This window comes from Pseudomonas sp. NPDC047961 (assembly GCF_050272435.1).
In the GTDB taxonomy this organism is placed as follows: domain Bacteria; phylum Pseudomonadota; class Gammaproteobacteria; order Pseudomonadales; family Pseudomonadaceae; genus Stutzerimonas.
On record NZ_JBNNMD010000005.1, the window covers coordinates 43,821 to 69,590 of the forward strand.

Sequence of the window (25,770 nt, forward strand, 5' to 3'; positions counted from 1 at the left end):
GCCTGCACGGCGAGTCGCCTGCGTCACGTCGGTAGATTCAAAAGGGGCAAGACGCGATTCCCTCGCATCGGTTGAAATGCGCGGCAGCGTCCCCCATATCAAGCGCATTCGGGCATTCATCGCCCCGCTGCGTGGAGATTTTCCTTTGACCACCATCGTTTCAGTACGCCGCAACGGCAAAGTCGTCATGGGCGGCGACGGCCAGGTTTCCCTCGGTAACACCGTCATGAAAGGCAACGCCAAGAAAGTCCGGCGCCTCTATCACGGCCAAGTCCTGGCGGGCTTCGCTGGCGCCACCGCCGATGCCTTCACCCTATTCGAGCGTTTCGAAGGTCAGCTGGAAAAACATCAGGGTCATTTGGTTCGGGCGGCCGTTGAGTTGGCTAAAGACTGGCGGACCGATCGCTCATTGAGCCGCTTGGAAGCCATGCTAGCGGTAGCCAACAAAGACGCCTCGCTGATCATCACCGGCAATGGCGACGTGGTGCAGCCGGAGAACGATCTGATCGCCATGGGCTCCGGTGGCGGATTCGCCCAGGCCGCCGCCATGGCACTGATGCAGAAAGGTGACCAGAGCATGTCGGCCCAGGACATCACCGAAACCGCGTTGAACATTGCCGGCACCATCTGTGTCTTCACCAACCAGAATCTCACCATCGAGGAGCTCGACAGCGCGATCTAATCGCCCTCGAGTCCCGGAGTACCGCACCATGTCCATGACGCCCCGCGAGATCGTCCACGAACTCAATCGCCATATCATCGGCCAGGACGACGCCAAGCGTGCCGTCGCCATTGCGCTGCGCAACCGCTGGCGGCGGATGCAGCTCTCCGCCGAGCTGCGCCCGGAAGTGACGCCAAAGAATATCCTGATGATCGGCCCCACTGGCGTGGGCAAGACCGAGATCGCTCGCCGCCTGGCGAAGCTGGCCAATGCGCCGTTTATCAAGGTGGAGGCGACCAAGTTCACCGAAGTGGGTTATGTCGGCCGTGATGTCGAGTCGATCATCCGCGACCTCGCCGATGCCGCACTGAAGATGCTCCGCGAGCAGGAAGTAGTGAAGATGCGTCATCGCGCCGAAGATGCCGCCGAAGAGCGCATCCTCGACGCGCTGCTACCACAGGCTCGCCCGGCCGGCTTCAATGAGGAGCAACCGGTGCAGAGCACTGATTCCAATACGCGCCAGCTGTTCCGCAAGCGTCTGCGTGAGGGCCAGCTCGACGACAAGGAAATCGATATCGAAGTGGCCGAGAGCCCAGCCGGTGTCGAGATCATGGCTCCCCCAGGCATGGAGGAGATGACCAATCAGCTGCAGAGCCTTTTCTCCAACATGGGTAAAGGCAAGAAGAAAAGCCGCAAGCTGAAGATCAAGGACGCACTCAAACTGGTCCGCGATGAAGAAGCCGCGCGCCTGGTCAATGAAGAAGAGCTCAAAGCCCGCGCACTGGAAGCGGTAGAGCAGCACGGCATCGTCTTCATCGACGAGATCGACAAGGTCGCCAAGCGCGGCAACACCAGCGGCGCCGATGTCTCCCGTGAAGGCGTGCAGCGCGACTTGCTGCCGTTGATCGAAGGCAGCACGGTCAACACCAAGCTGGGCATGGTCAAGACCGACCACATCCTGTTCATCGCCTCGGGCGCGTTCCACCTGTCCAAGCCCAGCGATCTGGTGCCGGAGCTTCAGGGTCGACTGCCGATCCGCGTCGAGCTGAAACCGCTGTCGCCGGAAGACTTCGAGCGCATCCTCACCGAGCCACATGCCTCGCTGACCGAGCAGTATCGTGAGCTGCTGAAGACCGAAGGGCTGGGCATCGAGTTCACCGAGGACGGCATCAAGCGCCTGGCGCAGATCGCCTGGCAGGTCAACGAGAAGACCGAGAACATCGGCGCTCGTCGCCTGCACACGCTGCTTGAGCGCCTGCTGGAAGAGGTCTCGTTCAGCGCTGGCGACCTGGCCGGACAGCAGAATGGCGAGCCGATCCGCATCGATACCGCTTACGTCAACAGCCACCTCGGTGAGCTGGCCGAAGACGAAGACCTGTCGCGCTATATCCTTTGAAACAAGCGACTGCGCCTCATGGACGAGGCTCGGCGCGCTGTCAGGAGCAATCGATGCGTATCCCTACTGCAATCAAGCTGCACAAAACGTCGAAAACACTGGAGCTGGAATACGGGCCAGAGCAGCGCTATGTGCTATCCGCTGAGTTTCTGCGGGTCCACTCGCCTTCAGCCGAGGTGCAGGGTCATGGCAATCCGATCCTGCAGACCGGCAAGATCAACGTCGGCCTTGAAGGCGTCGAGCCGGCCGGGCAGTACGCACTCAAGCTGACCTTCAGCGATGGCCACGACAGCGGCTTGTACAGCTGGGACTATCTCTATCGGTTGTCGACCGATCAGCAGCAGATGTGGGCGGAGTACCTCGACGCACTTGCCCGCGCTGGAAAGTCCCGTGATCCGGACATCTCACCGGTCAAGCTGATGCTCTAATCTTCAACGTGTAGGCACCTGCTACGGTGGACCGCGCTTCATTGATCCACGACCGGGTCACCGAGGTGTAAAAAATCGCATGCGCCTTGCGCTCAAGTGGGGTTCAGGATCGAAGCGCCTGCACCAGGGCTTGCTCGATTTGCGTCTGAACGCCGCCGCCCAACGCCGACTGTCAGGCTGTGTTCGGCCAGCCATGGGCTGCGCTGACTTGCCGCTCGCGGCTTGGCGCTCGAGGATGCTTTTAGGTTTAGAATGCCGGCACATTCTTCCGGTGACAGTGACATGACCGATCCCCGCAAAGAGCGTGACGCAGAAGCCACCACCCACTTCGGCTACAAGAACGTGCCGGAGAGCGAAAAAGCGCAGAAGGTGGCAGAGGTATTCCATTCTGTGGCCGCCAAGTACGACCTCATGAACGACCTGATGTCCGGCGGCGTGCATCGCCTCTGGAAGCGCTTCACTATCGAGCTGTCCGGTGTCCGCCACGGCAACCGGGTGCTGGATATCGCCGGCGGCACCGGCGACCTGGCGCGCCAGTTCTCACGCATCGTCGGGCCGACCGGCGAAGTCGTACTCGCCGACATCAATGCTTCGATGCTCAAGGTTGGACGTGACCGCCTGCTGGATAAAGGCGTGGCAGATAACGTCAAGTTCGTTCAGGCCGATGCCGAAAAGCTGCCGTTCCCGGACAACCACTTCGATGTGGTTACCATCGCCTTCGGCCTGCGCAACGTGACGCACAAGGAAGACGCCATCGCGTCCATGCTGCGCGTGCTCAAGCCCGGCGGTCGGCTGCTGGTTCTGGAGTTTTCCAAACCGACCAACCAGCTGTTCTCCAAGGCCTACGACGCCTACTCGTTCAGCCTCCTGCCGATGATGGGCAAGCTGATCACCAACGACTCCGAAAGCTACCGCTACCTAGCCGAGTCGATCCGCATGCATCCGGATCAGGAAACCCTGAAGGGCATGATGGCCGACGCCGGCTTCGAGCGCGTCACCTACCACAACATGACCGGCGGCATCGTCGCCCTGCACCGCGGCATCAAGCCCTGATGCTGCGCGCTGCCCTGCTGGCCGGCGCCGAGCGCGGTCTCAATGGCGTTCTGCGCCTGGATCCGACCGCCCTGCCGCGGCTGGCCAAGCTCAGTGGTCGAATCATAGAAATCGACTGCACGGCACCGGCTTTGAAACTGTTCATCCTGGCCGATGCCGATGGCCTGCGGTTGGCAACGCAATGGGGCAGCGAGCCGGATTGCCGCTTGCGCGCTTCCGCCACGGATCTGCTGCGCCTGGCGACTAACCGCAACAAGACGGCCATTCTGCATGGTCCAGATGTCGACATCGATGGCGACAGCGGCGCGCTGATGAGCCTCGCCGAAGTGCTGCAGGATCTCGAGCTGGACTGGGAATACGAGGTGTCGCGCTGGCTGGGTCCGGTTGGTGCGCATCTGCTCGGTTCCAGCGCTCGGCGTCAATCCGCCTGGTTGCGACAAACTACCGATAGCCTGCAGCAGAACCTGGCCGAATACCTCAGCGAAGAATCACGCACACTGGTCGGCATAGCCGAGGCTGAAACGCGCTTCGCTGAACTCGACCGCCTCAAGCTCGACCTCGACCGACTCGACGCCCGTATCGAGCGGCTCACCCACTTCCAGAAACCAGACCGACCCGAATGAAGCTGTTCGCCGCGGCCCGCCGCCTGTTTCGCATCCTGCTGGTGGTGATCCGCTACCGCCTGGACGACATCATTCTCGACCTGCCGATGCCGTGGTGGCTGCGTGCGACCAGCTACCTGCTGCCATGGCGTTGGCTGCCACGCCGGCGCACCGAACTTTCTCGAGGGGCGCGCCTGCGCTTGGCGCTGGAAGGGCTCGGCCCGATTTTCATCAAATTTGGCCAGATTCTTTCGACCCGACGCGACCTCCTGCCGCTCGACATCGCCGAAGAGCTGGCCATGCTTCAGGACCGCGTACCGCCGTTCGACTCGGCAGTCGCCACGGCACTCATCGAACGTGAGCTGGGCGCGCCAGTGGGCGAAGTGTTCGCCCGATTCGACAGCAAGCCGTTAGCGTCCGCCTCGGTCGCCCAGGTGCACGCCGCCAAACTGCGCAGCGGTGAAGAGGTGGTGGTCAAGGTGGTGCGACCGAACCTGCGGCCGATCATCAGCCAGGACATTGCCTGGCTGTTCCTGCTGGCGAAGACCGCCGAACGCGCCTCCAACGAGGCCCGCCGCCTACACCTGGTAGAAGTGGTCGACGACTACGCCAAGACCATCTACGACGAACTCGACCTGCTGCGCGAAGCGGCCAACGCCAGTCAGCTCAAGCGCAACTTCCAGGGTTCTCCGCTGCTTTACGTCCCTCAGATCTACTGGGATTACTGCCGCCCGCAAGTGCTGGTGATGGAGCGCATCTACGGCGTGCCGGTGACCGACATGAAGCGTCTGGCCGAGCAGCGCACCGACATGAAACAGCTGGCCGAGCGCGGCGTGGAGATTTTTTTCACCCAGGTCTTCCGCGACAGTTTCTTCCACGCCGACATGCATCCCGGCAACATTTTCGTCAGCACGCACCAGCCGTGGAACCCGCAATACATTGCGGTCGACTTCGGCATCGTCGGCAGTCTCACGCCGGAGGATCAGGACTATCTCGCACGCAACTTGATGGCCTTCTTCCGACGCGACTACCGCAAGGTGGCACAGCTGCACATCGACTCGGGCTGGGTGCCGGCAGAAACCAAGGTCAATGAATTCGAGGCGGCAATCCGTACCGTCTGCGAGCCAATCTTTGAAAAACCGCTAAAGGACATCTCCTTCGGTCAGCTGCTGGTCCGCCTGTTCCAGGTCGCGCGCCGCTTTAACATGGAAGTCCAGCCGCAGCTGGTCCTGCTCCAGAAAACGCTGCTCAACATCGAAGGCCTGGGCCGTGAGCTCTACCCGGAACTGGACCTATGGACCACTGGCCAGCCTTACCTCGAGCGCTGGATGCGCGAACGCATGAGCCCGAAACAGCTATTGAAGAACGCCCAGGCGCAGATCGAACAGCTGCCGCACCTGGCGGGTATGACGCGCGAGCTGCTCGAGCGGATGTCGGGACCTCACGCGAACAACCTGCCGCCGCCCTGGCGCGAACACCATCATCACTGGCCATTGCGTCTAGTCGGCGCCGCCTTGCTAGCCGGGGGCGCCACGCTGGCGGCGGCGGCCGAGAGTATTTCCGCGCTGGCGACCTGGCCCGCCTGGCTGATGCTGGCGGCCGGCATCTACATCGTGGTGCGCCGATAGCCAGCGGTCGGGCAGGCTGGCACACTGAGCGTACAGAGTGGAGAATCCGATGAACTGGCTGGATCAAATCAACTGGAACGAAGACGGGCTGGTACCGGCGATCGCCCAGGACCATCAGACCGGGCGCATCCTGATGATGGCCTGGATGAATCGCGAAGCGCTGGAGCTGACCACCACGGAGAACCGCGCCATCTATTGGTCACGTTCGCGTGGCAAGCTGTGGCGCAAGGGGGAGGAATCCGGCCACGTGCAGAAGCTGCACGAGCTGCGCCTGGACTGCGACGCCGACGTGATTGTATTGATGGTCGAACAGCTTGGTGGCATTGCCTGCCACACCGGGCGTGAAAGCTGTTTCTACCGAGTCTTCGAGAACGGTGATTGGAAGACTGTCGAACCGGTCCTCAAGGACCCGCACGCGATATACGCGGAGCAGACGCATGAGTGATACGTTTTCCCGTCTGGCCGAGGTGCTGGAAGCCCGCAAGGGCGCCGCGGCGGACAGTTCCTATGTGGCCAGCCTCTACCATAAGGGACTGAACAAAATTCTTGAGAAGGTCGGCGAGGAGTCGGTGGAAACCATACTGGCCGCCAAAGACGCTGCCGCAAGCGGTGACGCCAGCGACCTGATCTACGAAACCGCCGACCTCTGGTTTCACAGTTTGGTAATGCTGGCCGCGCTGGATCAGCATCCACAGGCGGTTCTGGACGAACTCGACCGGCGATTCGGTCTCTCTGGGCATGCGGAAAAAGCCGCGCGCCCACATTCCTGATAGACAACTTCGGAGTACTGCAGCATGGGTTTTGGTGGAATCAGCATCTGGCAGCTCCTGATCGTTCTGCTCATCGTGGTCATGCTTTTTGGCACCAAGCGCCTCAAGGGCATGGGCTCCGACCTTGGCGATGCGATCAAGGGCTTCCGCAAGTCCATGGGCACCGATGAGGAAAAGCCCAGCGTCGAAGAAAAGCAGAGTCACACCATCGATGCCGAGGCCCGCAAGGTCGAAGATCCGACAAAGAAGAACTGAGGCGCCATGTTCGATATCGGCTTCACTGAACTGCTGCTGATCGGCCTGGTTGCGCTGTTTGTGCTGGGCCCGGAGCGCTTGCCTGGTGCCGTGCGCACCGCTGGGCTCTGGATTGGCCGGGCCAAGCGCAGCTTTGCCAACATCAAATCTGAGGTCGAGCGCGAGATCGGCGCCGACGAGATTCGCCGTCAGCTGCACAACGAGCGCATCCTCGACCTTGAACGGGAAATGAAGCAGAGCATCATGCCCAGCTCGCCCAGCGCCAACAGCACGCCATCCCCGCAATCGGCCACTCCGCCACCGGATGCCAGCCATCTCGAAGAGGCAGCGTCCACACAAGCCAAACCCGCCGACACGGCCCCCGTACCTCGCCCGGACAAATCGCCTGAGCCATGAGCAATACATCCATTGATGATCAGGAAATGCCGCTGATTGCCCACCTGACCGAATTGCGCAAGCGGCTACTGCGCTGCGTGGTGGCGATACTGCTGCTGTTTGGCGGGTTGTTTTACTTCTCCCAGCAGATCTACGCGCTGGTGGCCGCACCGCTGCGGGCCTACCTGCCAGAAGGCGCGACGATGATCGCCACAGGCGTGGCCTCGCCGTTCCTGACGCCGTTCAAACTGACGATGATGGTGGCGCTGTTCCTGTCGATGCCGGTCATCCTGCATCAGATCTGGAGCTTTATTGCGCCCGGTCTGTACAAGCATGAAAAGCGCGTTGCGGTGCCGTTGCTGATCTCCAGCATCTTCCTCTTCTACGGCGGCATGGCCTTCGCGTACTTCGTGGTCTTCCCGATCATGTTCGGCTTCTTTGCCAGCGTGACGCCCGAAGGCGTGGAGATGATGACCGACATCGGTCAGTACCTCGACTTCGTGCTGACATTGTTCTTCGCTTTTGGCGTGGCGTTCGAAATCCCGGTAGCGACCTTCCTGCTGATATGGGTGGGCATCGTCGACGTAGCCACCCTGCGCAAAAGCCGTCCCTACGTTGTGGTCGGCTGCTTCGTCGTTGGCATGGTGTTGACGCCGCCCGACGTGTTCTCCCAGGCTTTGCTCGCTGTGCCTATGTGGATACTGTTCGAGGCCGGTCTACTCTGCGGCAGCATGGTGAAGAAGCGCGAAGAAGAATTTCGCGGTGATGCAGACGGCAGCGAGCCCGACCCCGGCGATCAACCGCCCGTTTCACGTCCGTGAATCTGTTGCTGCTGGAGGCGGTCGACTTTGTCGCCGCCGATCGGGTAGTTCTGCGTGACCGCCGTCTGACACACCTCCATGAGGTTCACCGCGCCGAGGCGGGAGAGTGCCTGAGGGTCGGACTGCTAGGCGGCCAAATGGGCCAGGGACAGCTGCTGCGTCTGGACGCCACGGAAGCCGAACTCAGGATCGAGCTGCAGCAAACCCCGCCAGCCAAATTGCCCGTCACTCTGCTGTTGGCCTTGCCCCGGCCGAAGATGCTGCGCCGCGTGCTGCAGACGGTAGCCAGCATGGGCGTGCCCAAGCTTGTCTTGCTTAACAGCTACCGCGTAGAGAAGAGTTTCTGGCAGACCCCTTTCCTGGAGCCGCAGGCCATCCGCGAACAGCTGCTACTCGGGCTGGAGCAGGCCCGCGATACCGTGTTGCCTGAAGTCATCATCGAGAAGCGCTTCAAACCCTTCGTAGAAGACCGCCTGCCACAGCTGGCTGCCGGTACCCGCGGCCTGGTCGGTCACCCAGGCGACTACCCGGACTGCCCTCGCGCACTGAGCGAGCCGGTGACGCTGGCTATTGGTCCCGAAGGCGGCTGGATACCCTATGAAGTGGAGAAACTGACCGAGGCCGGCCTGCAGCCAGTGCAGCTTGGGGATCGCATTCTGCGAGTTGAGACCGCCGTCAGCGCCCTGCTGGCGCGCTTGTTCTGAAGATCATTTAGCCGAGATGCGACGCAGTACCGATGAACGTAGTGCACGCAAGCGGTGCACACGGGTCAGAGCCTGTGAACCCCTCAATCATAGTTGTAGCCATGCGACCTTTGACCATAGATCTTCACCGCCTGGAATACGCCTTGGAAAACCGCGACGCCAGCGAGCATTACTTGGACTTGGAGTCCGGCCAGATTCAGGTGGTTTTCCCCGGAGAAGCCGCCCCAGGTGCCGATGAAAAATATGATGTGCAAGAAGATCGCTACTTGCACATCGAGTCTCTCGGGCTGGCGCAGTCGATCGCGATGCGTGAAGCCTTCCTGTTCACCCAGCACGACCCCAACGCACATACCGTCCTTGCCCATGCCTTGCAGGGACGCAAGCCGCTGCGAACGTTCGACTTCAAGCTGGAAGACTTTCCGGATGTTCGCCAGGCCTGGCTGGACTATCAGGCGGTGCAGTTGCGTGAGTACGCTATTACCTGGCTGCACGAAAACGGGCTCGAATCGTCGAAACACTGACCGAGCCCCGCCGCCTTATCCTCAGCTTTCCAGCAGGAAGGTCACCGGCCCGTCGTTCTGAAGATAGACCTGCATATCGGCACCGAAACGGCCGCAGGCCAAATTCGGATGCTGCAGACGCGCCTGACCGACCAGGTAATTGTAGAGCTCTTCGCCCAGCTCTGGAGGCGCAGCAGTTGAGAAGCTCGGCCGTAGACCACTGTTCGTGTCCGCCGCTAGGGTGAATTGAGAAACCAGCAACAGACCACCACCGACGTCAGAAAGTGAGCGGTTCATCTTGTGGTTCTCGTCGCTGAACACTCGGTATCGCAACAGCTTGTGCAGGAGCTTATCGGCACGCGCTCGATCATCCTCCCGCTCGACCCCGACCAGCACCAGCAGGCCCTGATCGATCGAGCCGATCACCTCGCCAGCCACCTCGACCCGCGCCTGACGCACGCGCTGGATCAATGCCTTCATCAGGCCTCCTCAGGGGGCAGGTCGAGCAGGCGCCGTGCTATCTCGGCCGCGGCTCGGACCAGTGCATCGCAGATGCCATGTTCGGATGCTGAATGGCCAGCCTCGCGAATGATCTGCAGCTCACTGTTGGGCCAGGCCTCGTGCAGCGCCCACGCATTGTCCAGCGGGCAGATCACGTCATAACGGCCATGCACGATGATGCCCGGCAGGTGTGCAATCTTGTGCACGTCGCGCAGTAACTGGTTCGGCTCAAGAAAGGCCTGGTTGACGAAGTAATGGCACTCGATACGCGCCATTGCCAGCGCACGATGAGTATCGGAGAAACGATCGACTACCTGAGTATTGGGCCGCAGCGTGGCCGTGCGTCCCTCCCAGCAGGACCAAGCCTTGGCCGCATGCATTTGGGCGATCTGGTCAGTACCGGTCAGACGCTTGTAGAACGCCTGCATGAGATCGCCGCGTTCTTCTGGCGGAATCGGGGCGATGAAGTCCTGCCAATAATCTGGAAACAGGCGGCTAGCACCTTCCTGATAGAACCAGTGGAAGTCCTCCGGCCGACACAGAAAGATGCCCCGCAAGATGAGTGCATGGACACGCTCAGGAAAGGTTTGGGCATACGCGAGCGACAGCGTCGAACCCCAGGAGCCGCCAAACAGCACCCATTTATCGATTCCGAGAAACTCTCGGATGTGCTCCATGTCCGCGATCAGGTGCGCCGTGGTGTTATTTTCGAGGCTTGCATGGGGGGTGGAACGACCGCAGCCACGCTGATCGAACGTGATGATGCGGTAAAGGTTGGGGTCGAAGAAGCGACGACTCAGCGCATCACAACCACCGCCCGGGCCACCGTGAACGAACACAACAGGCAGGCCCTCCGGCGACCCACTCTCGTCGACGTAAAGCACATGCGGCGCTTCGACCGCCAGCTCATGCCGGGCGTAGGGTTTGATCTCCGGATACAAGGTTTGCATGGCACACTCCATGATCGGTACGCGGGTTAGGCCGCCTGACGTTTCCGGCATCATAACGAGGTTCGAGAGGTTAGGCATGCCCGTATGGAAATTAGCCGTCGCGTTCATGGCGGTAGCGCTGATGCTGGTCGGATGTGGTCGCGATGATCCAGAGGCTGCGCTGCAGGCGGCTGTTGAATCGCTGCAGGAGAGCATCGAAAGCAAGGACACCTCACGCCTCATGGACCTCATTCACCAGGAGTTCAGCGCTAACCAAGAGGCGGATCGGGACTGGGCAAGACGCACGGCTACCTTGATGTTCCTACGTCATCGCAACGTGAACGTCATCGCACTCAACAGCCGCAGCTGGATTGACCCGACCTACCCTGACAAAGGCTACAGCGAGGCACAGGTGGCGCTGACCGGTGCCGAAGCCCTCCTGCCTCAGCGGCTCGGGCATTACAACGCCCGGCTCGAATGGTGGCTAGCCGATGGGAAATGGCAACTGGCTCGATTGAACTGGGACTAGCCGACCTGCCCCTGCGAAATGGCAACTCAGCCCGTTTCACCGCGCCAGATCAGCTCGCTGGTGTCATAGCCACGCTTACGGGCCTCGTCGAGCAACCGGTCCCGGGTTGCATCATCGATCTCCTTTTCTCGCGATAGCAACCAGAGGTAATCCCGATCAGGACTGCCGACCAGCGCCACACTGTAGTCATCGGCAAGATAAAGGATCCAGTAATGTCCGTTGGTCAGGCCCGGGAAGAGGTTGCTGAACCAGTTGTCGAAGCGAACCCACAGCTTGTCCGTCTCGCCCTTCTGCTGTGGTACCGCCTGCCCCGTGGCCTCTTGCTGTTCACCATCTTCGGTTTCGCAGCGATTGGTCACCGCCACGCGGCCGTCATCCTGCAGCCGGTAATTCGCCTGCGAGCGCACGCAGTTGCGCTGAAAAAACATCGGCAGGCGCGCCTGCTCGTACCAGGTGCCTTGATAGCGTTCCAGATTCACCTGTCTGGCCGTCTCAGGTCCGTTCACGTTACTGCCGGAACCTGCGCACCCGGCGATCAGTAGTGCAGTGAAAAGCGCAACGAACAAACGCATTAGGGCTCCTTATTTCAGACCTTGGCCCGAAAACATCATGACTTTGTCACCCGCGAACTGGATGCTGATAAAGCGATTTTTCTGCCCCCAGGTGCAGCTCGACATGCCCAGCGCGCCGGCGCACTCGCCTGGCTTGCCCAATAGCTTTTCGACCTCTACACGGGACATCCCCGCCTGCAACTTGGCGAAGTTTTCCTGCGTCACCGGACTGCACGCAGCCAACAGCACGACAGCGACGACCAGCGATACATAGCGCAACGACATGTCGGATTCCTTTTTTGAGTCAACGGCTGGCCTTGCTTGGCCTTGCGGTAACAGATAGAAAACAAGCCGCCCAGGATGGTTCCTCAGCAGGACTAGAAGCCTGAACCAGGCCCAGCGAGAAAAGTCTGTTCAGCCTCGCTTGAGCTGCGACCCAGAATGGCATTGCGATGAGGAAAGCGGCCGAAGCGAGCAATGACCTGCCGATGGCGTTCAGCAAAGTCGAGGAAATCGGCAAACAGCTTTTGCTCGCCCGCATCGGCGATGCCAAGGAGCTGCTCGAACTGCTGCACGGCCTGATCCTGCACGCTGAGATTTTCCGCGTGTTCCAGCACAAGGTAAATGAATACACGCTGTATAGGCGCCAGCAGGACATCGCCGCCGTGGGCCATGCCGTCCCGCACGAGCTGCAGAGCGCGCTCGTCGCCGACGAATGCCTTCGGTGTGCCACGATGGATCATGCGCGGAAGCTGATCAAGGAGAAGGACAAGTGCGAGCCAGCCATGTGGCGACTCGGCCCACTCGTTCAGCTCGCCTGCGAGTGCGCGCTCGGTGAGATCGCCGAAACGCTCGTGGGCTTCTTCATCCTGTTCGGGCTTGTAACCGAACCAGAGGCCATTCTTTGCGCCAGCTACCTCAGTAGCGGTGGTGCCCTCACCGAACCACCAGTTCAGCAATTCCTGTGAGGGCGACGTCATCTTTCAGGCCTTGTGGTAGCCAGTGACGCGCTCGACTTCTTCCTTCGACCCCAGGAACACTGGCACACGCTGGTGCAGCGACTCGGGCTGGACGTCGAGAATGCGCTGAGTGCCGGTGGTTGCCGCGCCGCCGGCCTGCTCGATGATAAAGGACATCGGGTTGGCTTCGTACATCAAGCGCAGCTTGCCGGCCTTGCCAGGCTCGCGCGAATCGCGTGGGTACATGAACATGCCGCCACGGGTCAGGATGCGGTGCACGTCGGCCACCATCGACGCGATCCAGCGCATGTTGTAGTTCTTGCTCAGCGGGCCTTCATTGCCGGCCAGCAATTCACTCACGTAGCGCTGCACCGGTGCTTCCCAGTGACGCTGATTTGACATGTTGATGGCGAACTCAGCGGTGCTTTCCGGCACACGGATGTTTTCATGAGTCAGCACGAAGCTACCCAGTTCACGGTCGAGGGTGAAGCCCATGACGCCGTTGCCCAGCGTCAGCATGAGCATGGTCTGCGGTCCGTAGATCGCATAACCGGCTGCAACCTGCTTGGTACCTGGCTGGAGGAAAGCCTCCTCGCCAAGGGCGTCATTTTGGGAGAAGCACGCGTCTGGGCAGCGCAGTACGGAGAAGATGGTGCCGACCGACACATTGACGTCAATGTTGCTGGAGCCGTCCAGCGGGTCGAAGACCAGCAGGTAGGCGCCTTTCGGGTACTTGCCAGGAATCTGGTAGGCGTTGTCCATTTCTTCCGAGGCCATACCGGCCAGGTGACCGCCCCACTCGTTCGCTTCGAGCAGGATTTCGTTGGAAAGGACGTCGAGTTTCTTCTGGACTTCGCCCTGGATGTTCTCAGTTTCGGTCGCCCCGAGAACACCGCCCAATGCGCCTTTGGAGACGGCGTGGCTGATTTCCTTGCACGCTCGAGCCACTACTTCGATAAGGAAGCGCAGATCTGCAGGGGTGTTGTTGCTGCGGGTCTGCTCAATCAAGTAGCGACTCAGGGTTACGCGTGACATGGAATGGCTCCGGAGGGATGGATAAGCCCGCGCAGTTTAGCAGGCCAGGGGGAAACTAACCCTCCCTCAGACCTGTCGACAGGGCGCAGAGTTCAGCGAAGCGGCAAAGTGCCTGCAAGCCATGTCTTCCGTCTTCCCGGAGCCCCTCCCATTATGCGGAAGCGGCGGCGGTCCGATCCATCAACCCGCCAAGCCGCCCCACATCGCCCGTCAGAGCACCTTCCAGATCTCCTGAGCGTACTCACGGATAGTACGGTCCGACGAGAACCAGCCAGTACGCGCCGTATTGAGCACTGCCGAGCGCCACCAGCTGTCGGCGTCGCGCCAGCGCGCTTCAACCTCCAGCTGCGCCGCCCAGTAGGCTTCGAAGTCGGCACACACCATGAAGGTGTCGTGCCATTTCAAGCCGTCAATCAAGGCGGTATAACGACCCGGGTCTTCAGCCGAGAAGGCGCCGTTGCGGATCGCCATCAGGACTTCGTTGAGCCGCGGCGAACCGATAATGGTGGCTTCGGCGTTGTACTCGTTGGCCTGTTTGCGCGCCTCGACCTCCTGTGCGGTCATGCCAAAGATAAACATGTGGTCGGCACCAATCTGCTCGCACATCTCGACGTTGGCGCCATCCAGCGTTCCGATGGTCAGCGCGCCGTTGAGGGCGAACTTCATGTTGCTGGTCCCCGACGCCTCGAGTCCGGCGGTGGAGATCTGCTCGGACAGATCCGCGGCGGGGATGATGCGCTCGGCCAGACTGACGTTGTAGTTCGGCAGGAACACGACCTTCAGCAGACCACGCACCGTCGGATCATCGTTGATGGTCCGTGCGATATCGTTGGTCAGTTTGATGATCAGTTTGGCCGTGTGATAACTGGCCGCCGCCTTGCCGGCGAAGATCTTCACGCGCGGCACCCAATGGCCGCCTGGATCCGAGCGAATCGCCTGATACAACGCGACGGTATGCAGCAGGTTCAGCAGCTGACGCTTGTACTCGTGGATGCGTTTGACGTGCACATCGAACAGCGCATTTGGGTCAACGGTAATCCCCAGTCGCTCCTGAATCATGCGCGCCAGCAACTTCTTGTTGCCCAGGCGCTGGGCGGCGAAGCGGGCGCGGAAGTCTGGCTGATCAGCGTAGGGCTCCAGCTGGCGCAGCAATGTCTCCGGCGAGTCGAGCAGTTCCTCGCCGATATGATCGACCAGCAGACGGGTCAGCTGAGGGTTGGCCTGATACAGCCAGCGGCGGAAGGTGATGCCGTTGGTCTTGTTGCTGATCCGCTTGGGGTACAGCGAATGCAGATCGGTGAACACCGTTTCGCGCATCAGGCCGGTGTGCAGCGCTGATACACCGTTGACGCAATGCGAACCGAGAAACGCCAGGTTGCCCATACGCACGCGACGGCCGTGGCCTTCTTCGATCAGCGAGACCGAGCGCAGGAGGTTGACGTCATGGATGCCGCGCTCACGCAAGGCATCGAGATGCTGGGCGTTGATCAGATAGATGATCTGCATGTGCCGCGGCAGCAGGCGCTCCATCAGCCCGACGGGCCAGGTTTCTAGTGCCTCGGGCAGCAGCGTGTGGTTGGTGTAGGACAGGGTGCCGACCGTCAGCTCCCAGGCCTTGCGCCACGGGATGTCGTGCACGTCCACCAGCAAGCGCATCAACTCGGCAACGGCAATGGCCGGGTGCGTGTCGTTGAGCTGGATCGAAGCGAATTCGGGCAGGTTAATCAGTGTGCCGCGCTGGTCCAGATGCCGGCGCAAGAGGTCCTGCAAGGATGCCGCAACGAAGAAATACTCCTGCCGCAGCCGCAATTCCTGCCCTGCTTCGGTGCTGTCGGCGGGGTACAGCACGCGGGAAATACTCTCAGCGCGTGCTTCCTCGGCGACCGCACCGATGTGATCGCCGGCGTTGAAGCGCTCCAGATGGAAGTCCGCCTCCGCCCGCGCACGCCAGAGGCGCAGCGTGTTGACGCTAGCACCGCGCCACCCCACCACGGGCGTGTCATAGGCAATCGCGCGAACCCCTTCGGCCCAATGCCAGAAATGCTTGGGTTGATCGCTGCTGCTGCCATCGGAGGGCATCGCCGCCACGCTGCCGCCAAAGCCGATCAGGTAGCTGACTTCCGGACGCTCGAACTCCCATGGATTGCCGAAGTTCAGCCAGGTTTCGGTCTGCTCGTGTTGCCAGCCATCGACGATGGCCTGGCGGAACAGACCATGGTCGTAGCGGATGCCGTAGCCATGCGCGGCCACTCCAAGGGTCGCCATGCTTTCCATGAAGCAAGCCGCAAGCCGACCCAGCCCACCATTGCCCAGTGCAGCATCAGGTTCCAATGTACGGATGCGCTCGAAGTCGATATCTACGCCGGCCAGCGCCTCGCGCGCCACATCGAGCAGGCCCAGATTGCTCAGGCTGTCAGTAAGCAGGCGGCCGATGAGAAATTCCAGCGAGAGGTAATAGACCCGCTTCTTCCCTTCACGGTAACCCTGCCGAGTACGGTCCATCCACTGATCGATCATGCGGTCACGCGTGGCCAGCGCCACCGCCTCGAACCAGTCATGGTCGGAGGCATGCTCGGGGTCCTTGCCAATTGAATAGGTCAGCTTGCTGATCACGTTTTCCCGAAAAGCGGCGACCTCGTCAGCGTTGGGAGCAGTCGTTTCTTGCGTCATGGACAGACCTCATGCAGCGGGTGAAAAGATATGAAGGATTCATGGCAGCGCCAAGCCACCTCGGAAAAACCGCACTACAGACAGGTTTGCAGGTTTCTGCAGCATCCGGGCGACCGTCTGTCCGGCGTTCGACTCGTCGGTTTCACTGGAAATTCCACCCCGTGTCGCTATGATCGCGCGCCGCCATTACCGATGCCCCCGCCGTGAAGACACGTTTGATCGCCTCTGCCGACCCCGAACGCCTGGAAACCTGGGCGCGCTACAGCAACGGCCTGTGCCGAGATTGCCACGCCACGTGTTGCACCTTGCCGGTCGAAGTACGAATTGACGACCTGATCCGTCTCGAGGTGGTCGATGCCTTCGAGCGTGATGAGCCGCTGAAGAGTGTTGCCAAACGCCTGAGCAAGGAAGGCCTCATCGAACACTTCAATCAGAAGCACGGCATTTTCACCCTCACGCGACTGGCCAACGGCGACTGTCTCTACCTCGATCGCAAGACTCGCTTGTGCACGGTCTATGCCAAGCGCCCGGACACTTGCCGCAACCACCCGCATGTCGGTCCACGGCCCGGCTACTGTGCCTATCAGCAGAAAACCGCAGCGCGCTGATGGCAGCTTCCGGGTCATCCGGAACGGCGACTCCTGGTCGCCAAAAAGCGTTGCGGAAACTGGCAATATCGTGACTCAGCAGTCATGCTTGACGTCTGCCTGTATCCGCACACGTTAGGAATCCACCCGGCATGAGCCGCGATAGCCGCTACCTGGAAGCCATTCTGCACCACGACATCCCACTGACCCGGGCGATGGGCCTGCGCGTCGAGCATTGGGAAAACCATGAGCTGCGTGTGAAGGTGCCGCTGCAAGCGAACATCAACCACAAAAGCAGCATGTTCGGCGGCAGTCTTTACTGCGTATCGGTGCTGGCTGGCTGGGGCTGGCTGCACCTGCGCCTGCGCGAGGCCGGGATCGACGACGGTCATATCGTCATCCAGGAAGGCCAGATTGACTATCCGCTGCCAGTGGTGGATGACGCCACTGCTATCTGCTCGGCGCCGGACGAGGGTGCCTGGGAGCGATTCGAGACGATTTACCGTCGCCGTGGCCGCTCACGCCTTACCCTGCACAGCCGCATTCTCGCTTCAGATGGCCGGGATGCGGTGCGCTTCACCGGTCAGTTCGTGCTGCATAAGTAACCGCACAGCCGCTCCATCTGCACTGCCGGGGTGCGCGCAGCTTGTTGAGCACGCGGACGCCCCGGCGTCGCTGAATCCTCGGGCGCCACTGCAACCGCTTAAGTCGACGCGTGATCGCCGCCGGTACACGCGTCTCGCCTCCGCCTTGGCCACCGCGCCAGCACCCTCCTCCGACTGGCATGCAAGCCCCCAGCAGACTACGCTGCAACCGCCAACAATAAAAAAACAGCGTCAAGGAGCCGATGCCATGGGCCTGCCCCGTATAGCCATCCTATTGCTCAGTATTCTGCTCGCCATCAGCGGTGAGGCGCATGCCGAGTTACCGAAGAACTATCAGATCATCCTGCAGACCGACAACTTCCCACCCTTCAACATGGGGCCCAGCCACAAGAACTTCGCCCGTGGTGATGAGGTTCAAGGCATCGCCACCGACACCGTTCGGGAAATCTTCAAACGCGCCGGCATCGGCTACAGCCTGACGCTGCGCTCCCCCTGGGACCGCATTTACACCCAGACCCTCACAGACAGCGGTCACGGATTGTTTTCCGTCGCCCGCACGCCGCAGAACGATGGGCAGTTCAAATGGGTAGGCCCCCTCGCCCGCTATGAAAGCGTACTGCTCGCTACCGCGGAAAAGCGCATCGACCTGAGCACCCTGACGCAGGCCAAGGGGTTGCAGATCGGTGCACAGAAAAGCAGCGGTATCAGCCAGTACCTGGAGAGCCAGGGCTTGCGGCCGACCGACAGTCTTAGCGAAGAGGAAAACCTGCGCAAACTGCTCAGTGGCCGCCTCGATCTATGGGCCACGGCCGATCCAGTCTGGCGTTATCACGCCAAGGAGCAGGGAGCAGAAGGCCTCACGCAAGTGCTGAGTTTTCGCGCTGAAGACCTCTACCTGGCGCTGCACAAGGACACGCCCGACGAAGCCGTCGAGCGTTTGCAGGGCGCGCTCAATGAGGTGATCGGTGAGGGATATGCCGGCTGCAGCAAGACCCCTGACCTCTGCTACCTCATACGTGACCGCAAGGTGCCGTGACCGCAACGGGTCGCGACAAGCTCACACATAGCGCGACTTGGGCGTAGCCATGGGCAACGGGCCGTCGCCGATCAGACGGAACTCGCCCTTGGACGCATCGTAGGCGCGAATTTCGCTGGTACCGATGTTGTAGACCCAACCGTGAATGAACAGCTGCCCACTGGCCAACCGCGCTGCGACCGAAGGGTGCGTGCGCAGGTGATCAAGCTGCGCAAGGACGTTTTCCTCGGTCAGCACGCCCAGTGTGTTGTGGTCGGCGCAGCCGCAATTTTCTTCGACAACGGTGCGGGCCACTTCAGCGTGACGCAGCCAGCTGCGTACGGTCGGCATGCCGTCGAGGCTCGAAGGGTTCAGCACCGCTTTCATCGCGCCGCAATCGGAATGCCCGCAGACAATGATGTGATGCACGCCAAGCGCCATCACAGCGAATTCGATAGCGGTCGATACACCGCCATTCATGATCCCGTAGGGTGGCACGATGTTGCCGACATTGCGGGTCACGAACAGGTCGCCCGGCGAGCTCTGGGTGATCAACTCGGGCAGGATGCGCGAGTCTGCACAGGTGATGAACATCGCCCGCGGCGTCTGCTCGTGGGCAAGCTTGTTGAATAGCTCGCGCTGCTCCGGATAGATATCTTCGCGGAACTGAATAACCCCTGCGATCAGGTTGTCGAGCGCCTCCTGCGCTGTTTCGGTCGTCTTCTCATCGAGACTCATAACACGATCTCTCTTGTGGTTTGGTTAGGTACGACGTTGCACGTTCAAGGCCGGACACTGCACAGATGTGACAGACCGTAACGAACGCCGGAGCCTGGCCCGGCGTGATGAATTAGAAGATAGACCAGCCAATGCGCTGCGAGAGCTTCTCCAGTGCCGCCATGCCAATCAGCGAATTGCCAGCCTGGTTCAGCTCCGGCGACCAGACGCAGACCGTGAAGCGCCCCGGCACGACCGCCACGATGCCACCGCCTACGCCGCTCTTGCCGGGCAACCCGACGCGATAAGCAAAGTTGCCGGCTTCGTCATAAAGGCCGCTGGTGGCCATGATCGCATTGACCTGCTTCGCTTGGCGCGGCGTCAGCACCGGCTCGCCGCCCGCCAGGCACGCCCCGTCGCGGGCCAGAAAGCCAAACGCACGGGCCAGGTCGACGCAGCTCATGCGCAGCGCGCAATGATGGAAGTAGCTGCGCAACACCGCCTCGACATCGTTATGGAAATTGCCGAATGCCTGCATCAGATACGCCATCGCGGCGTTACGCGCACGGTGCTGGTACTCCGAATCTGCCACTACCGAGTCGGACACAATCAGCGGATTGCCCGACAGATGCCGAACAAAGTCGCGCATGGACAGGGCCGGCACGGCGAAGCGCGACTGGTTGATGTCGCAGATCACCAGCGCCCCGGCATTGATAAAAGGGTTACGTGGCTTGCCGCGTTCGAACTCCAGCTGCACCAGCGAATTGAACGGTTGCCCTGACGGCTCGTGCCCCAGCCGCTCCCACAACGACTCACCACCATGCTGAATCGCCTGCACCAGGCTGAAGACCTTCGAAATACTCTGGATAGAAAACGGCGTTTTCGCATCGCCAGCGTGATAGAGCTCACCGTCGGCGCTGTACACCGCGATCCCCAACTGATCAGCCGGCACGTGTGCCAGCGCCGGAATGTAGCTTGCTACCTTGCCCTGCCCAAGTAACGGGCGGACTTCAGCAAGGATTTCACTCAGCAGGTCCTGCATGAAAACCCCATGTAAGTTCCGCGAAACGCATTAGGCTACTAGACGCCCGAACAGCCCCGGCCATCACAGTGCGACCAGATGCGCCTGCTCCATGAATCGTTCTCCGCCGCCTGCTCGTTAGCTACCGCCTCGCACCTTGAGCAAACGCGGAAGACTCGGCGCTGTTGAGATTTCACCGCACACCGGCGGGACTTGTACGACACATAGCACCCTGTTTTCGCGATCGTGATGGGCTCCGGTATAGTGCCGCCCGCTTCACGGGGCACGGCCTGTGCCTCGGGCATCACGACAAGGAAAGAAAACAGATGAAACTGAAACGTGCGGCGGGCCTGCTGGCGCTCGCGATCGCAGTCAGCGGCTGCTCTACCGCGACCTACTTCAAGCTGCCCGAGAACAGCAAAGTCTCCGTCTATGAGCGGCCTCAGCAGTACCCTCAAGGACTGGTCAAAACGCGTCCATTCTTCTGGACCGCCGCTGGCGGCATTCCCTACAAACTCAGCAGCGAAAACGGAGAGCTGCTACAGCAAGGCAAACTGCGTGCGCGCTTCCGTGTCGCCTCCATTTTCTGGCCACCGGGCGGCATCATCTATTGGCCGATGGGCTTCGGTCAGCGCTGCTACGACCTGACCGGCGCTGCGCCGCTCAGCTGCACTCAGGGCGACCTGAAGGATCTTCGCAGTCAGCACCGTCTCGACCGCTAGCTCCAGCGACGCCTCGCCCCGGCACACACCGGGGCGGTGCTCGATCCAGCCGTCGACCCGCGAACACGCGCATCAAATCGTCTAAAACTTTTCCGGCCGCAGCACGTCGACCTCAGCCAGGTAGCAGACCATGGCGAAGTTATCGTAGTAGCGAACCTGCAGGTGCTCGGCGATGCGCTCGGCGAGTTCGCGGTTGCAGATGATCTCCAACCGGATATTGCTCTCGGTGTCCCACTCGGCACTGCGCACACCACGGCTGCCTCGCCCACGCGCTTCGGACAGCGTCCAGCCCGGTGCGCCGAGGTAGTCGAGGTCTGCTACCAGTTTCTTTTCCAGCGCTGCTTCGCAGATCACAGTAAGCAGGGTTCGGGTTGCGATTGTCATGTCTACAGCCCCCAGGCGATCAGGGTTTCGGCCAGCGCGAGATACAGCGGAATGCCGACCAGAATGTTGAACGGAAAGGTGATCCCCAGCGACGCGGTGAGTGACAGCGAGGGGTTGGCCTCAGGCAACGCCAGTCGCATAGCCGCCGGCACCGCAATATAGGAGGCGCTGGCGGCCAGCGTGGCGAGCATGGCTGTGCCCCCGAGCGACAGGCCCATCAGTCGCGCCAGCAGCGCACCGATTATCGCGCCCACCAGAGGCATGCCCAGGCCGAACACCGCCAGCCGCAGGCCATAGCGGCGCAGAGAGCCCATCTGGCCGGACGCAATCAACCCCATTTCCAGCAGGAAGAGTGCGAGCACCGGCTTGAACATGCTGGTGTAGAAGGGCTCGAGCGGCTTGATCCCCTCCTTGCCGGCGATGGCGCCGATGATCAGTCCGCCCAGTAGCAGCATGATGCTCTTGCCGAGAAAAATCTCCCGCCCCAGCTCCTTCCAATGTGTATCGCGGCTGATCCCCTTGGCCAGGATTATGCCGATAAGGATCGCCGGGATTTCCAGGATCGCCACGAACAGCGGCATGTAGCTTTCGAAGGCGATTTTGTTGGCCAACAGAAAGGCCACTACCACGGCAAAGGTACCGGCACTGACCGAACCGTAGTGCGCCGCCACGCTGGCCGAGTCGACCCGCGAAAAGCCCAGCAGCCGCAGAAACGGAAACGCCAACAATGGCAGCGTACAACCCAGCAGCAACACAAGCGCGGACTGGCCCAGCAGCGCTGCGCTGGCTTGTTCGGCCAGCTCGACACCACCGTGCAGACCGATCGCCAGCAGCAGCAGAATAGACAGCGTGTCATACAACGCCGGTGGCAGCTTCAGCTCACTCTTCACCAACCCGGCAAACAGGCCGAACAGGAAGAACAGCACTACTGGGTCGAGCCCCATCGATACCTCCCGAATTCATTGAACAGAAAAAAGGGAGCCTTTCGGCTCCCAGAGGACAATTGCTTAGGCTTCGATCTCGATAAGAAGATCGCCGGGGGTCACCCGGTCACCTTTGGCCACATGCACCGCTTTCACCTTGCCGGCGATCGGCGCCTGGATCTCGGTTTCCATCTTCATCGCTTCGCTGATCAGCACGGCCTGGCCGGCCTTGACCACGTCGCCCTCCTTGACCAGCACGTCGACCACGTTGCCCGGCATGCTGGTGCTTACGTCACCCGGACCATTGGCTTGTTTGCGCTGACCGCCACTGCCGCCGCCGACGAAGTTGTTCAGCGGTTCGAATACCACTTCCTCCGGCATACCGTCGATGGAGAGGAAGAAGTGCCGCTTGCCTTCACCCTTCACGCCGACGCCGGTGATATCGACGCGGTAGGTTTCACCGTGCACGTCGATGACGAACTCGGTCGGCACGCCCTGTGCGCCCGCGGCAGTTGCCGTGCTGCCATCCGGAATCGGCAGCAGCACTTCTGGCACCAGCGTACCGGCTTCGCGCTCCTCAAGGAATTTGCGGCCAATGTCGGGGAACATGGCGTAGGTCAGCACGTCTTCTTCGGATTTCGCCAGCGCACCGACCTCCCGCCGCAGCTTGTCCAGTTCGGGTTTAATCAGATCGGCCGGACGCACCTCGATGAGCTCCTCCCCGCCGATAGCCTGGCGCTGCAGCGTGGCGTCGATGGTGCCCGGCGCCTTGCCGTAGCCGCCCTGCAGGTAGAGCTTCACCTCATTGGTAATAGTCTTGTAGCGCTCACCAGCGAGCACGTTGAAGAACGCCTGGGTGCCGACGATCTGCGAGGTCGGCGTCACCAGCGGCGGGTAGCCGAGGTCCTTGCGCACGCGCGGGATCTCGGCCAGCACTTCATCCATGCGGTTGAGCGCGCCCTGCTCCTTGAGCTGGTTGGCCAGGTTGGAAATCATCCCGCCCGGTACCTGATTGATCTGCACACGAGTGTCGACGCCGGTGAAGTCGCTCTCGAACTGGTGGTATTTCTTGCGCACTGCATAGAAGTACAGACCGATCTCCTGGATCAGCTCCAGGTGGAGGCCGGTGTCGTAGGGCGTGCCGCGCAGCGCAGCGACCATCGACTCGGTGCCAGGGTGGCTGGTGCCCCAGGCCATGGACGAGATGGCCGTGTCGATGTGATCCGCGCCGTTTTCGATGGCTTTCAACTGGCACATGCTGGCGACACCGGCGGTGTCGTGCGAATGGATGAACACTGGCAGGTCGACCTCAGCCTTCAGCGCGCGGACCAGATCACCAGTGGCGAACGGTGTCAGCAAACCGGCCATGTCCTTGATGGCGATGGAGTCGACGCCCATGTCGCGCATCGCCCGTGCCTGTTCGACGAACAGCTCGACGGTATGCACCGGGCTGGTGGTGTAGGCGATGGTGCCTTGCGCGTGCTTGCCGGTCTTCTTTACCGCGCGGATGGCGGTTTCCAGGTTCCGCACGTCGTTCATCGCATCGAAGATGCGGAACACGTCGATGCCATTTTTCGCCGCCTTGGCGCAGAACGCCTCGACCACGTCATCGGCGTAGTGCCGGTAGCCCAGCAGGTTTTGTCCGCGCAGCAACATCTGCAGGCGGGTGTTGGGCAGCGCCGCCTTGAGCTGGCGCAGGCGCTCCCAGGGGTCTTCCTTGAGAAAACGCACGCAGGCGTCGAAGGTCGCGCCGCCCCACACTTCGAGGGACCAATAGCCGACGCGGTCGAGCTTGTCGCAGATCGGCAGCATGTCCTCGGTGCGCATGCGGGTGGCCAGCAGCGACTGGTGGGCGTCACGCAGGATGGTGTCGGTAACGGTGATTTTCTTCTGAGCAGTCATGGTTCGTTCCTCACAGGCCTGCGTGGGCGGCGATGGCGGCAGCGATGGCCAGGGCCAGTTCGCCCGGCTTGCGTTTGATCGAGTAGTTCAGCAGTTCCGGATGGTTGTCGACGAAGCTGGTATTGAACTGCCCGCTGCGGAAATCCGGGTTGGCGAGAATCTGCTGGTAATAGGTGGCGGTGGTTTTCACACCTTGCACGCGCATGTCGTCCAATGCGCGCGAACCGCGGGCCAGGGCCTCTTCCCACGTCAGTGCCCAGACGATCAGCTTCAGGCACATGGAGTCGTAGTACGGCGGAATGGTGTAGCCGGTATAAATCGCCGTATCGGTGCGCACACCGGGGCCGCCGGGGGCGTAGTAACGGGTGATCTTGCCGAAGCAGGGCAGGAAGTTGTTACGCGGCTCCTCGGCGTTGATGCGGAATTGCAGGGCGAAGCCGCGATACTGGATGTCTTCCTGCTTGACCGAGAGCGGCAGACCGGAGGCGATGCGGATCTGCTCGCGGACGATGTCGATGCCGGTGATTTCCTCGGTGATGGTGTGCTCCACCTGCACGCGGGTATTCATTTCCATGAAGTACACCTCGCCCTCGGCGAGCAAGAACTCCACGGTGCCGGCGTTCTCGTAACCCACCGCCTTGGCCGCACGTACCGCCAGGTCGCCGATATAGGCGCGCTGTTCCGGGGTGAGCTGCGGGCTGGGGGCAATCTCGATGAGCTTCTGGTTGCGCCGCTGGATCGAGCAGTCGCGCTCGAACAGGTGCACGGTATTGCCGAATGAATCGGCGAGGATCTGCGCCTCGATGTGCTTGGGCTCGACGATGCATTTCTCAAGGAATACATCAGCCGATCCGAAGGCTTTGGTCGCCTCGGAGATGACGCGCGGGTAGGCCTGGGCCAGCTCGTCACGCGAGTTACAGCGGCGGATACCACGACCGCCGCCACCCGAGGTGGCTTTGAGCATCACCGGATAGCCGATGCCCTCAGCTGCGGCCAGCGCTTCTTCGACATCCGCCACGTTGCCTTCGGTGCCCGGCGTGACCGGCACGCCGGCCTTGATCATGCTGCGCCGCGCCTCGGTTTTGTCGCCCATGCGTCGAATCACTTCGGCGCTTGGGCCAACGAAGCGGATGCCACGCTCGGCGCAGATTTCCGCCAGTTCGGCGTTTTCGGACAGGAATCCATAGCCTGGATGCAACGCATCACAGCCGGTCTCCACGGCCAGGTTCACCAGCTTGCGCGGATTGAGGTAGCCGGCAAGCGGATCGTCGCCGATGAAATGGGCCTCGTCGGCACGCTTGACGTGCAACGCGTGGCGGTCGGGCTCGGCAAACACCGCCACCGAGCGTACGTCCATTTCGGCACAGGCCCGCACGATGCGGACGGCGATTTCACCGCGGTTAGCGATCAGCAGCTTCTTGATCACGCTGTCATTCCCTCGGTCGATGAGCAGAAGGCCGCCTTGAGGGGCCATGTCACGCCAGCACGTTGTGCAAGCCTATAAACCCTACGCCTACCGGCATGATT

At 61.3% G+C, this 25,770-nt stretch carries 31 protein-coding genes; 18 read left to right on the forward strand and 13 right to left on the reverse strand.

Going from position 1 to position 25,770, the window contains the following annotated elements; genetic code table 11:
* Positions 1-145: 145 nt before the first annotated feature.
* From hslV to ACQKIK_RS16745, 13 genes are all read left to right on the forward strand, one after another.
* On the forward strand, positions 146-682 hold the full coding sequence (hslV, locus tag ACQKIK_RS16685) for an ATP-dependent protease subunit HslV (RefSeq protein ID WP_045431382.1): 537 nt from the start codon (positions 146-148) through the stop codon (positions 680-682).
* A 28-nt stretch (positions 683-710) separates the two neighbouring features.
* Positions 711-2,057 (forward strand): ATP-dependent protease ATPase subunit HslU, encoded by a 1,347-nt coding sequence (hslU, locus tag ACQKIK_RS16690; RefSeq protein WP_499136773.1) that lies wholly within the window; start codon positions 711-713, stop codon positions 2,055-2,057.
* Positions 2,058-2,110: 53 nt separating this feature from the next.
* A complete protein-coding gene (locus ACQKIK_RS16695) occupies positions 2,111-2,485 on the forward strand; it encodes a gamma-butyrobetaine hydroxylase family protein (RefSeq protein ID WP_499136774.1) in 375 nt (124 codons plus the stop codon).
* 282 nt (positions 2,486-2,767) lie between these two features.
* Positions 2,768-3,538, forward strand: coding sequence for a bifunctional demethylmenaquinone methyltransferase/2-methoxy-6-polyprenyl-1,4-benzoquinol methylase UbiE (gene ubiE / locus ACQKIK_RS16700; RefSeq protein WP_045422518.1), 771 nt, complete (start codon positions 2,768-2,770; stop codon positions 3,536-3,538).
* Positions 3,538-4,161, forward strand: a complete 624-nt coding sequence (locus ACQKIK_RS16705; protein WP_499136775.1) for a ubiquinone biosynthesis accessory factor UbiJ — start codon at positions 3,538-3,540, stop codon at positions 4,159-4,161. The genes ubiE and ACQKIK_RS16705 overlap by 1 nt, the downstream gene beginning before the upstream one ends.
* Positions 4,158-5,768 (forward strand): ubiquinone biosynthesis regulatory protein kinase UbiB, encoded by a 1,611-nt coding sequence (gene ubiB, locus ACQKIK_RS16710; RefSeq protein ID WP_046163545.1) that lies wholly within the window; start codon positions 4,158-4,160, stop codon positions 5,766-5,768. The genes ACQKIK_RS16705 and ubiB overlap by 4 nt, the downstream gene beginning before the upstream one ends.
* A 49-nt stretch (positions 5,769-5,817) precedes the next feature.
* A complete protein-coding gene (gene hisI / locus ACQKIK_RS16715) occupies positions 5,818-6,213 on the forward strand; it encodes a phosphoribosyl-AMP cyclohydrolase (protein WP_046163544.1) in 396 nt (131 codons plus the stop codon).
* Positions 6,206-6,538 carry a phosphoribosyl-ATP diphosphatase gene (locus ACQKIK_RS16720; RefSeq protein ID WP_045422524.1) on the forward strand — a complete coding sequence of 111 codons (333 nt, stop codon included), beginning with the start codon at positions 6,206-6,208 and terminating at the stop codon, positions 6,536-6,538. Before hisI ends, ACQKIK_RS16720 begins: the two co-directional genes overlap by 8 nt.
* Before the next feature lie 24 nt (positions 6,539-6,562).
* Positions 6,563-6,793 (forward strand): twin-arginine translocase TatA/TatE family subunit, encoded by a 231-nt coding sequence (gene tatA / locus ACQKIK_RS16725; protein ID WP_045422526.1) that lies wholly within the window; start codon positions 6,563-6,565, stop codon positions 6,791-6,793.
* A 6-nt stretch (positions 6,794-6,799) separates the two neighbouring features.
* Positions 6,800-7,189: a Sec-independent protein translocase protein TatB gene (gene tatB / locus ACQKIK_RS16730; RefSeq protein WP_499136776.1), complete on the forward strand. Its 390-nt coding sequence runs from the start codon at positions 6,800-6,802 to the stop codon at positions 7,187-7,189.
* Entirely contained in the window at positions 7,186-7,989 is an 804-nt protein-coding gene (gene tatC, locus ACQKIK_RS16735) for a twin-arginine translocase subunit TatC (protein ID WP_499136777.1), read from the forward strand. The genes tatB and tatC overlap by 4 nt, the downstream gene beginning before the upstream one ends.
* A complete protein-coding gene (locus ACQKIK_RS16740) occupies positions 7,986-8,693 on the forward strand; it encodes a 16S rRNA (uracil(1498)-N(3))-methyltransferase (protein WP_499136778.1) in 708 nt (235 codons plus the stop codon). The genes tatC and ACQKIK_RS16740 overlap by 4 nt, the downstream gene beginning before the upstream one ends.
* A gap of 101 nt (positions 8,694-8,794) precedes the next feature.
* Positions 8,795-9,214, forward strand: coding sequence for a UPF0158 family protein (locus tag ACQKIK_RS16745; RefSeq protein WP_499136779.1), 420 nt, complete (start codon positions 8,795-8,797; stop codon positions 9,212-9,214).
* A gap of 21 nt (positions 9,215-9,235) precedes the next feature.
* Here the strand turns inward: ACQKIK_RS16745 and dtd are convergent, their stop codons facing one another.
* Together dtd and pip are read right to left on the reverse strand one after the other, a co-directional pair.
* A complete protein-coding gene (dtd, locus tag ACQKIK_RS16750) occupies positions 9,236-9,673 on the reverse strand; it encodes a D-aminoacyl-tRNA deacylase (protein WP_499136780.1) in 438 nt (145 codons plus the stop codon).
* The gene (gene pip / locus ACQKIK_RS16755) at positions 9,673-10,644 is read right to left on the reverse strand and encodes a prolyl aminopeptidase (RefSeq protein ID WP_499136781.1); all 972 of its coding nucleotides are present in this window, start codon (positions 10,642-10,644) and stop codon (positions 9,673-9,675) included. Before pip ends, dtd begins: the two co-directional genes overlap by 1 nt.
* Positions 10,645-10,720: 76 nt before the next feature.
* On the opposite strand from pip, the gene ACQKIK_RS16760 reads away from it, so the two are divergent.
* Positions 10,721-11,152, forward strand: coding sequence for a hypothetical protein (locus ACQKIK_RS16760; RefSeq protein WP_045422540.1), 432 nt, complete (start codon positions 10,721-10,723; stop codon positions 11,150-11,152).
* Between the two features lie 26 nt (positions 11,153-11,178).
* Here the strand turns inward: ACQKIK_RS16760 and ACQKIK_RS16765 are convergent, their stop codons facing one another.
* From ACQKIK_RS16765 to ACQKIK_RS16785, 5 genes are all read right to left on the reverse strand, one after another.
* On the reverse strand, positions 11,179-11,724 hold the full coding sequence (locus ACQKIK_RS16765; protein WP_499136782.1) for a lipocalin family protein: 546 nt from the start codon (positions 11,722-11,724) through the stop codon (positions 11,179-11,181).
* A 9-nt stretch (positions 11,725-11,733) separates the two neighbouring features.
* Positions 11,734-11,988 carry a lipoprotein gene (locus ACQKIK_RS16770; RefSeq protein WP_045422544.1) on the reverse strand — a complete coding sequence of 85 codons (255 nt, stop codon included), beginning with the start codon at positions 11,986-11,988 and terminating at the stop codon, positions 11,734-11,736.
* A gap of 92 nt (positions 11,989-12,080) precedes the next feature.
* Positions 12,081-12,683: a DUF924 family protein gene (locus ACQKIK_RS16775; protein WP_499136783.1), complete on the reverse strand. Its 603-nt coding sequence runs from the start codon at positions 12,681-12,683 to the stop codon at positions 12,081-12,083.
* 3 nt (positions 12,684-12,686) lie between these two features.
* The gene (locus ACQKIK_RS16780; RefSeq protein ID WP_499136784.1) at positions 12,687-13,697 is read right to left on the reverse strand and encodes a class 1 fructose-bisphosphatase; all 1,011 of its coding nucleotides are present in this window, start codon (positions 13,695-13,697) and stop codon (positions 12,687-12,689) included.
* A gap of 210 nt (positions 13,698-13,907) precedes the next feature.
* On the reverse strand, positions 13,908-16,367 hold the full coding sequence (locus tag ACQKIK_RS16785) for a glycogen/starch/alpha-glucan phosphorylase (protein ID WP_499136785.1): 2,460 nt from the start codon (positions 16,365-16,367) through the stop codon (positions 13,908-13,910).
* Between the two features lie 203 nt (positions 16,368-16,570).
* Between ACQKIK_RS16785 and ACQKIK_RS16790 the strand changes: the two genes are divergently transcribed.
* The 3 genes from ACQKIK_RS16790 to ACQKIK_RS16800 all read left to right on the forward strand — a co-directional run bounded on the left by ACQKIK_RS16790 (position 16,571) and on the right by ACQKIK_RS16800 (position 18,595).
* Positions 16,571-16,975, forward strand: a complete 405-nt coding sequence (locus ACQKIK_RS16790; RefSeq protein ID WP_102837086.1) for a YkgJ family cysteine cluster protein — start codon at positions 16,571-16,573, stop codon at positions 16,973-16,975.
* Positions 16,976-17,106: 131 nt separating this feature from the next.
* The gene (locus ACQKIK_RS16795; RefSeq protein WP_319298479.1) at positions 17,107-17,559 is read left to right on the forward strand and encodes a thioesterase domain-containing protein; all 453 of its coding nucleotides are present in this window, start codon (positions 17,107-17,109) and stop codon (positions 17,557-17,559) included.
* Between the two features lie 247 nt (positions 17,560-17,806).
* A complete protein-coding gene (locus ACQKIK_RS16800; RefSeq protein ID WP_499136786.1) occupies positions 17,807-18,595 on the forward strand; it encodes a substrate-binding periplasmic protein in 789 nt (262 codons plus the stop codon).
* Between the two features lie 21 nt (positions 18,596-18,616).
* Here the strand turns inward: ACQKIK_RS16800 and ACQKIK_RS16805 are convergent, their stop codons facing one another.
* Together ACQKIK_RS16805 and glsB are read right to left on the reverse strand one after the other, a co-directional pair.
* Positions 18,617-19,312, reverse strand: coding sequence for a carbonic anhydrase (locus ACQKIK_RS16805; RefSeq protein WP_102837089.1), 696 nt, complete (start codon positions 19,310-19,312; stop codon positions 18,617-18,619).
* Positions 19,313-19,424: 112 nt separating this feature from the next.
* Entirely contained in the window at positions 19,425-20,333 is a 909-nt protein-coding gene (gene glsB / locus ACQKIK_RS16810) for a glutaminase B (RefSeq protein WP_499136787.1), read from the reverse strand.
* 305 nt (positions 20,334-20,638) lie between these two features.
* Here glsB and ACQKIK_RS16815 point away from each other — a divergent pair, with 305 nt between their 5' ends.
* Positions 20,639-21,034, forward strand: a complete 396-nt coding sequence (locus tag ACQKIK_RS16815) for a hypothetical protein (protein WP_499136788.1) — start codon at positions 20,639-20,641, stop codon at positions 21,032-21,034.
* Positions 21,035-21,115: 81 nt separating this feature from the next.
* Here the strand turns inward: ACQKIK_RS16815 and ACQKIK_RS16820 are convergent, their stop codons facing one another.
* The 4 genes from ACQKIK_RS16820 to ACQKIK_RS16835 form a co-directional block, all read right to left on the reverse strand.
* Entirely contained in the window at positions 21,116-21,418 is a 303-nt protein-coding gene (locus ACQKIK_RS16820) for a P-II family nitrogen regulator (RefSeq protein ID WP_499136790.1), read from the reverse strand.
* A 2-nt stretch (positions 21,419-21,420) separates the two neighbouring features.
* On the reverse strand, positions 21,421-22,362 hold the full coding sequence (locus ACQKIK_RS16825) for a sodium-dependent bicarbonate transport family permease (protein ID WP_499136791.1): 942 nt from the start codon (positions 22,360-22,362) through the stop codon (positions 21,421-21,423).
* Positions 22,363-22,425: 63 nt separating this feature from the next.
* Positions 22,426-24,243: a sodium-extruding oxaloacetate decarboxylase subunit alpha gene (oadA, locus tag ACQKIK_RS16830; RefSeq protein WP_499136792.1), complete on the reverse strand. Its 1,818-nt coding sequence runs from the start codon at positions 24,241-24,243 to the stop codon at positions 22,426-22,428.
* 10 nt (positions 24,244-24,253) lie between these two features.
* A complete protein-coding gene (locus ACQKIK_RS16835; RefSeq protein WP_045422571.1) occupies positions 24,254-25,669 on the reverse strand; it encodes an acetyl-CoA carboxylase biotin carboxylase subunit in 1,416 nt (471 codons plus the stop codon).
* Between the last annotated feature and the right edge of the window lie 101 nt (positions 25,670-25,770).

What these genes read in the sequence shown, in the direction of transcription:
- hslU (WP_499136773.1), top strand. Translation starts at nt 711, where the DNA reads ATGTCCATGACGCCCCGCGAGATCGTCCACGAACTCAATCGCCATATC.
- ACQKIK_RS16695 (WP_499136774.1), top strand. Translation starts at nt 2,111, where the DNA reads ATGCGTATCCCTACTGCAATCAAGCTGCACAAAACGTCGAAAACACTG.
- ubiE (WP_045422518.1), top strand. Translation starts at nt 2,768, where the DNA reads ATGACCGATCCCCGCAAAGAGCGTGACGCAGAAGCCACCACCCACTTC.
- ACQKIK_RS16705 (WP_499136775.1), top strand. Translation starts at nt 3,538, where the DNA reads ATGCTGCGCGCTGCCCTGCTGGCCGGCGCCGAGCGCGGTCTCAATGGC.
- ubiB (WP_046163545.1), top strand. Translation starts at nt 4,158, where the DNA reads ATGAAGCTGTTCGCCGCGGCCCGCCGCCTGTTTCGCATCCTGCTGGTG.
- hisI (WP_046163544.1), top strand. Translation starts at nt 5,818, where the DNA reads ATGAACTGGCTGGATCAAATCAACTGGAACGAAGACGGGCTGGTACCG.
- ACQKIK_RS16720 (WP_045422524.1), top strand. Translation starts at nt 6,206, where the DNA reads ATGAGTGATACGTTTTCCCGTCTGGCCGAGGTGCTGGAAGCCCGCAAG.
- tatA (WP_045422526.1), top strand. Translation starts at nt 6,563, where the DNA reads ATGGGTTTTGGTGGAATCAGCATCTGGCAGCTCCTGATCGTTCTGCTC.
- tatB (WP_499136776.1), top strand. Translation starts at nt 6,800, where the DNA reads ATGTTCGATATCGGCTTCACTGAACTGCTGCTGATCGGCCTGGTTGCG.
- tatC (WP_499136777.1), top strand. Translation starts at nt 7,186, where the DNA reads ATGAGCAATACATCCATTGATGATCAGGAAATGCCGCTGATTGCCCAC.
- ACQKIK_RS16745 (WP_499136779.1), top strand. Translation starts at nt 8,795, where the DNA reads ATGCGACCTTTGACCATAGATCTTCACCGCCTGGAATACGCCTTGGAA.
- dtd (WP_499136780.1), bottom strand. Translation starts at nt 9,673, where the DNA reads ATGAAGGCATTGATCCAGCGCGTGCGTCAGGCGCGGGTCGAGGTGGCT.
- pip (WP_499136781.1), bottom strand. Translation starts at nt 10,644, where the DNA reads ATGCAAACCTTGTATCCGGAGATCAAACCCTACGCCCGGCATGAGCTG.
- ACQKIK_RS16760 (WP_045422540.1), top strand. Translation starts at nt 10,721, where the DNA reads ATGCCCGTATGGAAATTAGCCGTCGCGTTCATGGCGGTAGCGCTGATG.
- ACQKIK_RS16765 (WP_499136782.1), bottom strand. Translation starts at nt 11,724, where the DNA reads ATGCGTTTGTTCGTTGCGCTTTTCACTGCACTACTGATCGCCGGGTGC.
- ACQKIK_RS16770 (WP_045422544.1), bottom strand. Translation starts at nt 11,988, where the DNA reads ATGTCGTTGCGCTATGTATCGCTGGTCGTCGCTGTCGTGCTGTTGGCT.
- ACQKIK_RS16775 (WP_499136783.1), bottom strand. Translation starts at nt 12,683, where the DNA reads ATGACGTCGCCCTCACAGGAATTGCTGAACTGGTGGTTCGGTGAGGGC.
- ACQKIK_RS16780 (WP_499136784.1), bottom strand. Translation starts at nt 13,697, where the DNA reads ATGTCACGCGTAACCCTGAGTCGCTACTTGATTGAGCAGACCCGCAGC.
- ACQKIK_RS16785 (WP_499136785.1), bottom strand. Translation starts at nt 16,367, where the DNA reads ATGACGCAAGAAACGACTGCTCCCAACGCTGACGAGGTCGCCGCTTTT.
- ACQKIK_RS16795 (WP_319298479.1), top strand. Translation starts at nt 17,107, where the DNA reads ATGAGCCGCGATAGCCGCTACCTGGAAGCCATTCTGCACCACGACATC.
- ACQKIK_RS16800 (WP_499136786.1), top strand. Translation starts at nt 17,807, where the DNA reads ATGGGCCTGCCCCGTATAGCCATCCTATTGCTCAGTATTCTGCTCGCC.
- ACQKIK_RS16805 (WP_102837089.1), bottom strand. Translation starts at nt 19,312, where the DNA reads ATGAGTCTCGATGAGAAGACGACCGAAACAGCGCAGGAGGCGCTCGAC.
- glsB (WP_499136787.1), bottom strand. Translation starts at nt 20,333, where the DNA reads ATGCAGGACCTGCTGAGTGAAATCCTTGCTGAAGTCCGCCCGTTACTT.
- ACQKIK_RS16815 (WP_499136788.1), top strand. Translation starts at nt 20,639, where the DNA reads ATGAAACTGAAACGTGCGGCGGGCCTGCTGGCGCTCGCGATCGCAGTC.
- ACQKIK_RS16820 (WP_499136790.1), bottom strand. Translation starts at nt 21,418, where the DNA reads ATGACAATCGCAACCCGAACCCTGCTTACTGTGATCTGCGAAGCAGCG.
- ACQKIK_RS16825 (WP_499136791.1), bottom strand. Translation starts at nt 22,362, where the DNA reads ATGGGGCTCGACCCAGTAGTGCTGTTCTTCCTGTTCGGCCTGTTTGCC.
- oadA (WP_499136792.1), bottom strand. Translation starts at nt 24,243, where the DNA reads ATGACTGCTCAGAAGAAAATCACCGTTACCGACACCATCCTGCGTGAC.